The following is a 12,755-nucleotide window of genomic DNA, read 5'->3' on the forward strand; positions in this document are numbered from 1 at the left end:
AAGGTTCGGAACGCGCCGGGGCAGGGACGGGTGGTCCGGCCCGATTCGCGCCGGACCACCCGTACCGCTCAGCGCTGGCTGACCGCGCCTTCGGCGGCCTCGGCCCATTCCCGCCACTGCTTCGCCTGCTCCAGGGCCTTCTCGGCATCGCGAGTCTTGCCCGCCGCCTGGGCTTTCGCGGCCTGCTCCTCGAACTGCGCCACTCGCTCCCGGAACTGCGCGGCGCGGGCCATTGCTTCGGGATCGGTGCGCCGCCACTGCGCGTCCACGGCTTCCCGGACCCGCTTCTCGATCGTCCGCAGGCGCGCCTCGAGATCGTGGATGCGTTCGCGCGGGACTTTCCCGATCGCGTCCCACTTCTCCTGGAGTTCGCGTAGCGCCGTACGCGCGGCATCGAGTCCGGCTTCCGGATCGATGTTCTCGTAGGCGAGGAGCAGTTCTTCCTTCGCCGTCGCATTGTGCTCGAATTCCGCGTCCCGCTCGGAAGCGGCCGAATTACGTGCCGCGAAGAAGACGTCCTGCGCGGCCTTGAACCGCCGCCAGAGCTGTTCGTCGGCCTCGCGCGGGGCGCGCCCGGCAGCCTTCCATTCGGTCAGCAGGTCCCGGAAGACGGCCGCGGTACCCGACCAGTCGGTCGAACCGGACAGTTCTTCGGCGCGTACGCACAGCTCTTCCTTGCGCGTCTTCGCCGAGGCCCGCTCGCGGTCGAGTTCGGCGAAGTGCGCGCCCCGCCGGCGATTGAACGCCTCGCGCGCCTTCGAGAACCGCCGCCAGAGCGCGTCGTCGACCTTCCGGTCCACGCCGCGGATCGTCTTCCACTCGTCGAGGATCTCGCGGAGGCGATCCCCGGCGGCCTTCCACTGGGTGGATTCCGCGGCGATCTGCTCGGCCTCGGCGGCGAGGGCTTCCTTCCGCTCGGTCTGCTCGTGCCGGGTGCGCTCCTTCTCCTCCTTCGCGTGCGCGGCCGCCTCGTCGGAGTGTTCGATGATGGCGCGTAGCCGGGCGGCGAGACCGTCGAGATCGCCGATCACCGCGGCGGTCGGCAATGTCTCGGCAAGCGCGGTCGCGGCGGCCTTCGTCTTTCGCGCGTCGGTGCCGGCGGCCAGGCGGGCCTCCAGCAGCGCCACCTCGGTGGCCAGATCGTCGAAGCGGCGGCCGAAATGGGCCAGCCCTTCGGCGGCGTCACCGGCCTGCCAGGAGCCGATCTCCCGTTCGCCGTCGGCGGTTTTCACCCACGCCGTGCCGTCCTCGTCGACCCGGCCCCAGCGGCTCGGGTCGCTCACGGTGGGCACGACCACCGGATGCGGGTGCGGGGTGGCCGGGCCGGGTGCGGGTTTGACGGCGTGTGGTTTGGGAGACTCCGGTTTGCGGCCCTGGGCGCCCGGTCGGGGACCGGCGGCGGCTGCCGGTGACGGTCGCTGGGCGGCGGCTGCCGGTGACGGACGCTCGGTGGCCTCCGGGGTCGTCGACTCCGGCTGGGTGGCCTTCTCGGTTCCGTTGTTGTCGGTCATTGCTCCTCGTCCCTGCCGCGCGTCACGGCTGCCTGGTTACGCCCTAGCTCATCGGTCTAGCTGCATCCCATTCAACCAGGCTGAGATGGGAAATGCTGTCTTTGAGCCAGCTTCGGCGGCGCGGCGACCCAGGTGGGGTGGGGCTGGTGAGGTGCGTTAGCGCTACGGTTGTCGGCGTGTTCCGTGTTGCGTCGCTGGTCCCCTCACCGCCCGTCCTGGTCCCCGAACTCGGTGGTGCGGCGGGTGCGGCGGCGTCCGGCGAGGTGGCGGGGTTACGGGCCGCGGTGCTGGGTGCGGGGGAGGCGCTCGCGAGCCGGGCGACGCACTGGATCGTGGTCGGGGTGGATGCCGAGGTGACCTCGGAGTTCGTACCGGTCGGTGTGTCCAGTGGGCGCGAAGTGGAGGCCGCCGGTCCCGGGCCGGTGCGGGCCTTCGGTAAGGAGACCGTCGGTTCCTTCCGGGGATTCGGCGTGGATGTGCGCGTCGGATTAGCCGGCTCGGCCGACCGGGATGTCAGCAAACTATCCGCCAACGACGCGGGCGCGACGCCGGGAGAGAGTGGCGAGCCGGTCGCCGACCCGAATCTGCCGCTGCCGGTGCTGATCGGCGGCTGGCTGCGCGCAGCCGTCGCGCCGGAGGCCATTGCCGAGGCCCGGATCCTTTTCGCCGATGCCGCGCCCGCCGACTGCCTCGAATACGGCAGGCTGCTGCGCGCCGAACTGGACGCGCGGCCCGAAGCGTGCGGCGTGCTCGTCGTCGCCGACGGCGCCGCCACCTTGTCGCTGGCCGCCCCGCGCTATTTCGACGAGCGCGCGCAGGACGTGCAGGACGGGATCGACCGGGCCCTGTCGGCGGGCGATCGGCAGGCGCTCGCGGCGCTGGATGCCGGACTCTGCGCGGATCTCGCCGTCGGCGGCCGCGCCGCCTATCAGGTGCTGGCCGGGCTGTTCGCCGCCGATGCCGCCGGCCCGCGGGTCGAAACCCGTTACGCCGCAGCCCCGTTCGGTGTCGGCTACCACGTCGGCGTCTGGCTGCCCGGGGAGAGCGCGTGATCACCCCCATCGCCGTCGTCGGCCCCACCGCCACCGGGAAATCCGACCTCGCCCTCGAGCTCGCCGAGCGCCTGCACGGGGAGATCGTGAACATCGACGCCATGCAGCTGTATCGCGGGATGGACATCGGCACCGCGAAGCTGCCGCTCGCCGAACGCCGGGGCATTCCGCACCATCAGCTCGACGTTCTCGATATCACCGAGACCGCCACGGTCGCGTCGTATCAGAGCGCGGCGCGCGCGGATGTCGAGGCGATTATGGCGCGCGGGCACACGCCGGTCATCGTCGGTGGTTCGATGATGTATGTGCAAGCGCTGCTTGATGATTGGGACTTCCCGGCCACCGACCCGTCGGTTCGCGCGAAATGGGAGGCCGTCCTCGACGAACGCGGCGTCGTGGCCGTGCACGAAGCGCTGAAACAGGCCGATCCGGTCGCCGCCGCCACCATCCTGCCGACCGACGGCCGGCGCATGGTGCGCGCGCTCGAGGTCGTCGAGATCACCGGGCAGCCGTTCGCCGCGTCCGCGCCGCAGATCGGCGAACCGCGCTGGGGGACCCGGATCATCGGGGTCGACCGCGAGACCGCGGAACTCGACGCCCGGATCGAACTACGCACGGCGCTCATGTTCGAATCCGGGCTCGTCGACGAGGTGCGCACGCTGATCGGGCAGGGGCTACGGGATGGTCAGACCGCCCGCCGTGCCATCGGTTACGCACAAGTCCTCGACTATCTCGACAACGAATACGACCTGGACGAAGCGCAGGAGCGTACGTTCATCGGCACCCGCCGCTATGTCCGGCGGCAGCGCTCGTGGTTCCGCCGCGATCAGCGCGTGCGCTGGGTGAACGGCGCGGACCCGGAGCTGGTGGCGACCACACTCTCGCTCATCGGCTCCCCGACGACGAGGGACGAACAGGAAGTCGGCTGAGTGACACGCCGCATGAACACCCGCACCGCCGCGGTTCAGGTATGGCAGGCATATCTCAACAATCGCGCCACCCGGCTGCGTGACGGCCGGTTCCTGGTGCACGGACGCCAGGCCATCGCCCGCGCGCTCGAATGCCGTTGGCCGCTGGAAACTCTCGTCTATCGCCTCGGCGCGCCGGAACCGCCGTCCTGGGCGCGGGAAGTACTCGACACCAGCGGCGTGCCGAGTGTCGGGCTGGTGCCGGAGGTGATGGCGGAACTGGCCGAACCCGCCGGACCCGTGCCCGATCTGGTCGCGGTGGCGGTCACCCGGCGGATGGAGCTCGACGATTTCACGCCCGGGACGCCGGAGCGGCCGATTCCCGTCGTGGTCTTCGACCGGCCCTCCTCGGCAGCCCGGCTCGGCGCGCTCATCCGATCGGCGGCGGCGTTCGGGGCGGGCGGCGTCATCGTGACCGGTACCGGCGCAGACCATTACGACCCGCAGAGCGTCCGCGCCTCCGACGGCGCGCTGTTCGCCGTGCCCGTGCTGCGCGCCCCCGGGCCCGCCGCCGTCGGCGCTTTCCGAACCCGGCAACACGCCCGGGGCATCGCCACCCGTATCGTCGGCGGTGACGATCACGGCGGCATCGCCCTCGACGAGCTCGACTTCGACGGCGCCACCGTCCTGGTCCTCGGCGACGACAGCGAATCACTCGCCCCCACCTGGCGGCAGGTGTGCGACGAGCTGGTCTGCATCCCGACCGACGGCACCCTCGGTGCGCCCTCGGCGGCGGCGGTGGCCCTGTACGAAATAGCCCGGCAGCGCCGGGCGTTGCGGTGAGGACTATGAGGCGCATGGACAACGGCACGGTAAGCGACGGCTCGCCCCTGACCGGCGAAGCCGATATCGAGTACACCAAGGGCCACGGCACCCAGAACGATTTCGTCATCCTCCCCGATGCCGACGCCTGGCTGCAGCTCACCGAATCCCGCGTCGCCGCCCTCTGCGACCGCCAGCGCGGTCTCGGCGCCGACGGCGTGCTGCGGGTGGCCCGCGCGGCCGCCCTCCTGGAAACCGGTGTCCTGCAAGCCCTCCCCGACGGCGTCGCCCCCGCCGACTGGTTCATGGACTACCGCAATGCCGACGGCTCCATCGCCGAAATGTGCGGCAACGGCGTCCGCGTCTTCGCCCACTACCTGGCGGCGACCGGCCTGGAAACCCGCACCGAATTCGTCGTCGGCTCCCGCGCCGGCGCCCGCCCCGTGGTCGTCCACCACGCCGACCCCGTCCACGGCGAAGTAACGGTCGCCATGGGCCGGGTCCGCGTCCTCGGCGAATCCGCCGGCTCCATCGACGGCCGCCAGTTCACCGGCCTCGGCATCGACGTCGGCAACCCCCACCTCGCCTGCGTGGACCCGACTCTCACCCTCGAAGCCCTCCGCGAACTCGACTTCACCCACGCCCCCGGCTTCGACCACACCCTCTTCCCCCACGGCGTCAACCTCGAAATCCTCACCCCCCTCCACGTCGACTCCGACGGCCGGAAAGCCGTCAACATGCGCGTCTACGAACGCGGCGTCGGCGAAACCCGTTCCTGCGGAACCGGAACCGTAGCCGCAGCCGCCTCGGCTCTGGCCAGTACCGGCTTCGACCTCGCCACCGACACCGGCCACATCCAGGTCCACATCCCCGGCGGCACCGTCACCGTCACCATCGACCAGGGCGCCGCCACCCTCCGCGGCCCCTCCGTCCTGGTCGCCTCCGGCCGCATCGCCGCCAAGTGGTGGCAGGACGCCTGACCCGAATATTCGCTGGTCCCCCTCGCATCCGCCAGTGATACTTCCTGCACTCGGAAGGCGGGGAGAGGATGCGCGATGACCGACCGAAGTGACCTGTTGCTCGAAGGCGTGGTCGGTTCGCACGCCTACGGTTTGAACACGCCCGCAAGCGATTTCGACTACCTGGGCGTGTACGTCGAACCGACCCGGACCTTCCTCGGCCTGCACCCCCCGACGCGGGATCGCGGCACCCGGCAGGGCCGGGACGGCGCCGACGCGACGTATCACGAGGTCGGCAAGCTGATGGGCCTCGTCCTGTCGTGCAACCCCACCGCCAGCGAAATCCTGTGGCTGGACGAGTACACCGTGACGACGGAATTCGGCCGCGAGTTGATCTCGCTGCGATCGAATTTCCTTTCGGCGCAACGGGTCCGGCATTCCTACTTCGGATACGCCATGGCGCAGTTCCGGCGGATGCTGAACCGGCGGGAGACCCAGGGCCTGGGAGATGTACGGCTGGCCAAGCACGCCCGCCATGTGCGGCGACTGCTCTGGCAGGGCTACGAGCTGTACACGACCGGCGTACTGCCGATCCGATTGCCCGATCCGGAGCCGTATTTCGAATTCGGGCGGCAGATGATGACCGAGTCGGGCGAGACCGCCGCCAAGGCGTTGATCGCGGAGTACGAGGAGAAGTTCGACTCCGCCACGACCGCGCTGCCGCAGCGGGCGAACGAAGCCCCGCTGGAGGACTTTCTCCAGCGGGTGCGGCGGGCGCATCTGGACGAAGGGCCGTGACGGCCGGTCAAGCGGCGGCCGGTTCGCGGTCCAGGACCGGGTAGTCGGTGTAGCCCTCGGGGCCGCCGGTGTACATCAGGTGGGCGTCGCGGACCGGGTTCAGGGGAGCGCCGGTTTGCAGGCGGGTGATCAGGTCGGGGTTGGCTAGGAAGGAGCGGCCGAGGGAGATGAGGTCGGCGCCGGCGGTGAGGAGGGATTCGGCGGCGGCGCGGCCGCCGTCGGCGGGGAGGGGGACGCCCCAGCCGAGGTTGGGGTTGGCGATGAGGGTGGTCGGCCAGAGGGCGCGGAGCTGGTGGAAGAGGGGGCTTTCCGGGTCGGCGAAGACCAGGTGGAGGTAGGCGAGGCGGCGTTCGGCGAGGGCGGCGACGAGGACGGGGTAGAGGGCTTCGGTGTCGGTTTCGGCGATGCTGTTGGCGGTGACGCCGGGGGAGAGGCGGATGCCGACGCGGTCGGGGCCGATGGCGGCGGCTACGGCGTCGACGACGGCGAGGGTGAAGCGGATGCGGCCCGCGATGGAACCGCCGTACTCGTCGGTGCGGTGGTTGGTGTTGGCGGACAGGAACTGGTGCAGGAGATAGCCGTTCGCGCTGTGGATCTCGACGCCTTCGAAACCGGCGGCGACGGCATTGCGGGCGGCGGTGACGAAATCGGCGATCGTGGCCTCGATGTCGTCGGCGTCCATGGCTTTCGGGACGACGGAGTCCTGGTGGCCGGAGGGGGTGTGAATGCCCTCGGGAAGCGGGATGGCGGAGGGCGCGATGGGGTGCAGGCCGCTGTTGCCGGGATGGCCGACGCGCCCGCCGTGCTGGAGCTGGACGAACATGCGGCCGCCGGCGGCGCGCACCGAATCGGTGACCGCGCGCCAGCCCGCGACATGCGCATCGGTGTAGAGGCCGGGGATGTCGGCGTAGGTCTGGCCGACCCGGTTCGGGGTGGTGGCCTCGGCGATGAGCAGGCCCGCCCCGGCGCGCTGGGTGTAGTACTCGCGCATCAGGGCGGTCGGGGTGCCGTCCGCGGCGGCGCGATTGCGGGTCATCGGCGCCATCGCCAGGCGGTGGTCGAGGTCCCGTCCGGCGAACCGGTAGGTGCTGAAGAGAGCGGCTGTTTTCGTCATGGCGGTAAGGTAAAACCTGACATTGATGTGAGCTGCAAGTGCTGAGTTTCGGAGTGCCCCATGCGAATCGGTGAGCTGGCAAAACGTACCGGTGTGAGCGAGCGGTCCCTGCGGTACTACGAGGAGCAGAACCTCCTGGTGGCCGCGCGGACCCCCGGCGGGCAGCGCGACTATCCGGAGTTCGCGGTCGATCGCGTCATTCACATCCAGGAACTGTTCGCGGCCGGCCTGAACAGCAAGAAGATCTTCCAGATCCTGCCCTGCATGCGCGATACCGACGGCGGCGCGAACGAGCGCGCCACACCCCAGCTGGTCGAGGAATTGCGATTCGAACGCGACCGCATCGATCGCACCATCGCCGACCTGCTGCGATCCCGCGAAGTGCTCGATGATGTGATCGTGCGGGCGGGCGAACGCTTCGCCCGGAAATAACCGAATGCGGGCGCTCGGCGGTCCGTGGGACCATGGAGGCGTATGAGTAAACAAGAAACCTACGAGTTCACTCCCGCCGAGGAGATCGACGACGACGCCCAGGACGGTGCGCAGGACGGCTGGTCCGCCGCGCCGACCGTCGGTGAGCTGCAGCTCGAGGAACGCGCCTCGCTGCGCCGCCAAGCCGGTCTGTCCACCGAGCTCGAGGACGTCACCGAGGTCGAGTACCGGCAGCTGCGACTGGAACGGGTCGTGCTGGTCGGCGTCTGGACCGAGGGCACGGCCGCGCAGGCCGAGGCGAACATGGCGGAACTGACCGCACTCGCCGAGACCGCCGGTTCCGAGGTGCTCGATTCGCTGGTGCAGCGCCGCGACAAACCGGACAAGGCCACCTATATCGGTTCCGGTAAGACCGAGGAACTGCGCGCCATCGTGCTCGAGACCGGTGCGGATACCGTGATCGCCGACGGTGAGCTCTCGCCCGCGCAGCTGACCGCACTGGAGAAGGTCGTCAAGGTCAAGGTCATCGACCGCACCGCCCTGATTCTCGATATCTTCGCCCAGCACGCCACCTCCCGCGAGGGCAAGGCGCAGGTGTCCCTCGCCCAGATGGAATACATGCTGCCGCGACTGCGCGGCTGGGGTGAGTCCATGTCCCGGCAGGCCGGTGGCCGCGCCGGCAGCAATGGCGGCGTGGGTCTGCGCGGTCCCGGTGAGACGAAGATCGAAACCGACCGTCGCCGCATTCGTGAGCGGATGGCCAAGCTGCGCCGCGAGATCCGCGAGATGAAGACCGCGCGCGACACCAAGCGCGCCCGGCGCACCTCGAGCGGTATCCCGCAGGTCGCCATCGTCGGCTACACGAACGCGGGCAAGTCGAGCCTGATGAACGCGCTGACCGGCGCGGGCATCCTGGTGCAGGACGCGCTGTTCGCCACCCTCGACCCGACCACCCGCAAGGCGGCCCTGGAAGACGGCCGCGAGGTGGTGTTCACCGACACCGTCGGTTTCGTGCGCCACCTGCCCACCCAGCTGGTCGAGGCGTTCCGCTCCACCCTGGAAGAGGTGACGGGCGCGGACCTGCTGCTGCACGTGGTGGACGGTTCGGACCCGCTGCCGGATCAGCAGATCAAGGCGGTGCGCGAAGTCGTCACCGACGTGCTGCGCGAGACCAAGACCCCCGCCCCGCCGGAGCTGCTGGTGGTCAACAAGATCGACGCCCTCGATCCGATGGAACTGACCCAGCTACGCGGCTGGCTGCCGGACGCGGTCTTCGTCTCCGCGCAGACCGGCCAGGGTCTCGACGATCTGAAAGCCCGCCTGGACACCGTGCTCGGCGGTCTGGACGTGGAGGTCAGCGTGCTGCTGCCCTACACCCGCGGCGATCTGCTGGCGCGCATCCACGCCGACGGTAAGATCATCACCGAGGAGCACGTGGAAACCGGTACGCGCGTGCGCGCCCGGGTCCCGAATGCCCTGGCCGGCCAGCTCACCGAATTCGCGCACGCCGGAGCCGAATCCACCGAGGAGTAAAGCCCCGAATCAGCCGAATGATCCCGGTCAGTCGGCTGATTCGGTGGAACCGCCCCGCCCGCGCACACTCCTTGGCACTCTGATCGGACAGTTTCGCCGGAGTGAGGTTGTCGTGAGTGAGCAAGCGCCGAACCAGCTTTCGATCCGCCTGTCCGCGCTGGGCTCCGACCCGGCCTCGGCGCTCAGGGTCATCGGCTTTTTCGACCGCCTGGACGAATCCGCAGCCGACGCCGCCGCGGTGATCCGCGGTGCAGCGCTGTTGGCCGAATGCGCGGTCACCGCCACGTGGCCCAGTGGCACCGTCATTCGCTATGACGCGAGTGGTGCACCGCTGCCACGCCACACCGCGGACCCGGCCGGGGCATCCGCGCACGCCGACCTGGGCGCCGAACCGAAGGTGTGGCTGGAGCGGCGTGGTGGGGAGCATCCCCTGGATCCCGTGGTGCTGGATCGGTTGCGGCACTGCCTGCGGGTGGTGGCGGCGCGGCAGGCGGCGAACGGTGCACTGCGGCTGGGGGATCCGGCGCTGCTCGAGGTGGTGTTGTCGGAGAAGGAGCGCGCCGAGGATCGGGTGCGGGCGATGCGATTGCTCGGGCTGGATCAGGCGCGTGAGGTGCGGGTGGTGGCGGTGACCGGGCCCTGCGCGCAGGACGCCGTGCGGATGGTGGCCGAGCGGGTGCCGGTGTGCCGGGTGGCGGTGATCGGGGAGATCACGGCGGTGCTCACCCAGGATTGGCTGGACGGGCGGGCGTTCTCGGACACGGTGAATGCCGCTATCGCCGAGGCGTTTCCGGCGTCGCGGTCGGGCGGCGGCGGGCCGTGGATGGGGATCGGGGCGCGGGTGCCCGCACTGGCCGCGCCCGCGTCGTGGGATCAAGCCTGCCGTGCACTGCGGTTCGCCTCGTCCACCTGGCACGGCCGCCGCGCCGTCGCCTTCGATCGGCTGGGCTCGCTCGAACTGCTGGCCGACGTCCCGGTGGAGCGCCTGCTCGCCACCCCGGATGTGCTGCGGCTCAACGAATTCGCGGCCACCGAATCCGGTGCGCTGGCCGTCGACACCCTGGAAGCGTTCTGTGTCTACGGTTCGCTGCGCCGCACCGCCACCGAACTGCACCTGCATCACAGCACCGTGGCGGCCCGCATCGCCCAGGTGGAATCGCTGATGGGCTGGGATATCGACGAAGCCCGGGACCGTTTCCTGGCGACCCTGGTGCTCACCGTGCGCCGCATCGCGCTCTCCTCGGCCGAACTGGCGCGCGAGCGCTGACGGAACCGACACCCGTCGGATCGTCGCCGGATTCGCCCGACGCCCGGCGGCTGCCCCGCCCCGGGCCCGCTCGTGAAGATCGATGGGCACTTCCCCTGCTCGAGAAGGAGTCTCGCCATGAGCATCATCGATCCCGCCAATACCTGGCGGCTGCTGGAGGAACGCCTCGCCGCCACCACGAACCCGCGTCACCGCGTCGTCCTGGAAATCGTCATCCAGCACATGAAGGCCGAATTCGCCACCGACCTGGACGGTCTCATGGCCACCCTGGCCCCGAACCCCGACTACCACTTCTGGATGCAGGGACAGGACGTCGGGCCGAAGACCACGCAGGGCGTGCGCGACTACTACGCCGCCTTCGTCGCCAGCCGCTCCAACTACCTCGAATTCGCCCTGGACCGCCTGGTGGTGGACGACCACTGCGTGGTGACCGAGGGCTATCTGCGCCAGCTCTACCCCGGCGAATACGCCGCCGCGCTCGGTTTCGTCGACGATCCCGACGGCGACTACCTGATCGTCATGCGCCAGCTGCTGCTGTGGCCGATCGACGCGGACGGCCTGATCCGCGGCGAGGATTCTTACCATTCCGGCCCGGTCGAGGTCACCAAGCTGACCCGCGACCAGCTGCCCGCCGCGTATATCGCCCTCGTGCACGCGGACGCGTGACGATACTGGAACCTGTTCGGGGAGAGGCGGAATGACATGACCGACCGGCGCAGGGATATCGCGACCATGTTGCTCGACCGGTGCGGCGACGACCGGCCCGGGTTGCGCACGCGGGAGCGGGATTGGACCTGGGACGAGGTGGTGCGCGAGTCGGCGGCGCGGGCGGCGCTGGCCCGGAAACTGCGGCGGCACGGGCCGTTCCATATCGGCGTGCTGCTGGAGAACGTGCCGGATTTCGTGTTCTGGCTGGGCGGTGCGGCGCTGGCCGGGGCCGTCGTCGTCGGGATCAATCCGACGCGCGGGGACGCCCAGCTGGCGGCCGATATCGCCTACACCGACTGCCAGTTGATCGTCACCGACGCCGCCGGGCTCGAACGGCTGCGGGGTCTGGAGCTGAGCCTGGAACCGGATCGTGTGCTGCTGGTGGACGATCCGGGGTATCTGGCACTGCTGGACTCCCATCGCGGCGAACCGGTGACGGTGACCGCCACGCCGGAATCGCTGCTCCTGCTGCTGTTCACCTCCGGAACCACCGGTACGTCGAAAGCGGTCAAGTGCAGTCAGCAGCGGCTGGCTTTCATCGCTTACGGCGCGACCGACAAATTCGGGCATGTGCGCGAGGACGTCGATTACTGCTGTATGCCGCTGTTCCACGGCAATGCCATCATGGCGCTGTGGGCCCCGGCGCTGGCCAATGGCGCGACGGTCTGCCTCACCCCGAAATTCTCGGCCTCGCAATTCCTTCCGGATATCCGGTTCTTCGGCGCGACCTTCTTCACCTATGTCGGCAAGGCGCTCGGCTACCTGCTGGCCACGCCGGAAACCGAACTGGATTCCGACAATCGCCTCACTCGCGGGTTCGGCACCGAGGCCTCGGTGGAGGATCAGGCCGAATTCCGGCGGCGATTCGGCGCACCGCTGTTCGAGGGGTACGGCTCGAGCGAGGGCTCGGGGTCGGTGGCGCTGGCCCCCGACGCCCCGCCCGGCGCGCTGGGCCGGCCCGCGCATCCGGGCGTCGCCGTGGTGAATTCCGACACCCTCGAAGACTGTGCTCGGGCGGTGCTGGACGAGCACGGACGGGTGCTGAATCCGGACGCCGCCATCGGGGAAATGGTCGACAAGGCCGGGGCGCTGATCTTCGAGGGCTACTACAAGAACGATGCCGCCGATGCCGAACGCCTGCGCAACGGCTGGTATTGGACCGGCGATCTCGGCTATATCGACACCGACGGGTTCATCTATTTCGCGGGCCGCCAAGGCGATTGGATCCGGGTGGACAGCGAGAACATCTCCGCGCTGGTCATCGAACGGGTGCTGCGGCGCTATCCGGAGGTGGTGGCGGCGGCGGTCTACGCGGTGCCCGATCCGCGCTCCGGCGATCGGGTGATGGCCGCGATCGAAGTGGCCGATCCGGTGGCGTTCGATCTGGTCAAGTTCGCCGAATTCCTGTGCGCCCAAGCCGATCTGGGCGCCAAGGATATGCCCCGCCTGCTCCGGGTCTCGGCGAGCCTGCCGGTCACCGGCTCCAACAAGGTGCTCAAACGGGAATTGCGCGAGCAGGGCTGGCGCACCGATGAGCCGGTCCACCAGTGGGCCGGGCGCGGGAATCCGGAATACCGGCCCATGACTGAAACAGACAAAGCGGACTTGGAACGGGAATTCGCCGACCACGGCCGGCAGCGCTTGCTGTGAG

General features: G+C 69.7%; 12 protein-coding genes. 10 read left to right on the top strand and 2 right to left on the bottom strand.

Annotation, left to right across the window (positions count from 1 at the left end; all coding sequences use genetic code 11):
• Positions 1-68: 68 nt before the first annotated feature.
• Positions 69-1,511, bottom strand: coding sequence for a DUF349 domain-containing protein (locus NY1_RS00865; RefSeq protein WP_067706684.1), 1,443 nt, complete (start codon positions 1,509-1,511; stop codon positions 69-71).
• 176 nt (positions 1,512-1,687) lie between these two features.
• Between NY1_RS00865 and NY1_RS00870 the strand changes: the two genes are divergently transcribed.
• The 5 genes from NY1_RS00870 to NY1_RS00890 all read left to right on the top strand — a co-directional run bounded on the left by NY1_RS00870 (position 1,688) and on the right by NY1_RS00890 (position 6,050).
• Positions 1,688-2,563, top strand: coding sequence for a class III extradiol ring-cleavage dioxygenase family protein (locus NY1_RS00870; RefSeq protein WP_067706687.1), 876 nt, complete (start codon positions 1,688-1,690; stop codon positions 2,561-2,563).
• Positions 2,560-3,492, top strand: coding sequence for a tRNA (adenosine(37)-N6)-dimethylallyltransferase MiaA (gene miaA / locus NY1_RS00875; RefSeq protein WP_157575173.1), 933 nt, complete (start codon positions 2,560-2,562; stop codon positions 3,490-3,492). Before NY1_RS00870 ends, miaA begins: the two co-directional genes overlap by 4 nt.
• A 12-nt stretch (positions 3,493-3,504) precedes the next feature.
• The gene (locus NY1_RS00880; RefSeq protein ID WP_067706690.1) at positions 3,505-4,314 is read left to right on the top strand and encodes a TrmH family RNA methyltransferase; all 810 of its coding nucleotides are present in this window, start codon (positions 3,505-3,507) and stop codon (positions 4,312-4,314) included.
• A gap of 14 nt (positions 4,315-4,328) precedes the next feature.
• On the top strand, positions 4,329-5,273 hold the full coding sequence (gene dapF / locus NY1_RS00885) for a diaminopimelate epimerase (RefSeq protein WP_174567147.1): 945 nt from the start codon (positions 4,329-4,331) through the stop codon (positions 5,271-5,273).
• 75 nt (positions 5,274-5,348) lie between these two features.
• The gene (locus NY1_RS00890; RefSeq protein WP_067706693.1) at positions 5,349-6,050 is read left to right on the top strand and encodes a nucleotidyltransferase domain-containing protein; all 702 of its coding nucleotides are present in this window, start codon (positions 5,349-5,351) and stop codon (positions 6,048-6,050) included.
• Between the two features lie 7 nt (positions 6,051-6,057).
• On the opposite strand, the gene NY1_RS00895 is transcribed toward NY1_RS00890, so the two are convergent.
• Positions 6,058-7,164, bottom strand: coding sequence for an alkene reductase (locus NY1_RS00895; protein ID WP_067706695.1), 1,107 nt, complete (start codon positions 7,162-7,164; stop codon positions 6,058-6,060).
• Between the two features lie 60 nt (positions 7,165-7,224).
• Between NY1_RS00895 and NY1_RS00900 the strand changes: the two genes are divergently transcribed.
• The 5 genes from NY1_RS00900 to casI all read left to right on the top strand — a co-directional run bounded on the left by NY1_RS00900 (position 7,225) and on the right by casI (position 12,754).
• Entirely contained in the window at positions 7,225-7,596 is a 372-nt protein-coding gene (locus tag NY1_RS00900) for a MerR family transcriptional regulator (RefSeq protein WP_067706698.1), read from the top strand.
• A gap of 42 nt (positions 7,597-7,638) precedes the next feature.
• Positions 7,639-9,129, top strand: coding sequence for a GTPase HflX (gene hflX / locus NY1_RS00905; protein ID WP_067706702.1), 1,491 nt, complete (start codon positions 7,639-7,641; stop codon positions 9,127-9,129).
• A gap of 112 nt (positions 9,130-9,241) precedes the next feature.
• Positions 9,242-10,396, top strand: a complete 1,155-nt coding sequence (locus tag NY1_RS00910) for a helix-turn-helix domain-containing protein (protein WP_233434155.1) — start codon at positions 9,242-9,244, stop codon at positions 10,394-10,396.
• Positions 10,397-10,513: 117 nt separating this feature from the next.
• Complete coding sequence (locus NY1_RS00915; RefSeq protein WP_067706705.1) at positions 10,514-11,062, top strand: nuclear transport factor 2 family protein; 549 nt, start codon at positions 10,514-10,516, stop codon at positions 11,060-11,062.
• Positions 11,063-11,098: 36 nt separating this feature from the next.
• Positions 11,099-12,754 carry a steroid-22-oyl-CoA synthetase gene (casI, locus tag NY1_RS00920; RefSeq protein WP_067706709.1) on the top strand — a complete coding sequence of 552 codons (1,656 nt, stop codon included), beginning with the start codon at positions 11,099-11,101 and terminating at the stop codon, positions 12,752-12,754.
• The last annotated feature ends 1 nt before the right edge of the window (position 12,755 follow it).

The sequence above is a fragment of the Nocardia yamanashiensis NBRC 100130 genome (assembly GCF_001613325.1).
Lineage (GTDB): Bacteria > Actinomycetota > Actinomycetes > Mycobacteriales > Mycobacteriaceae > Nocardia > Nocardia yamanashiensis.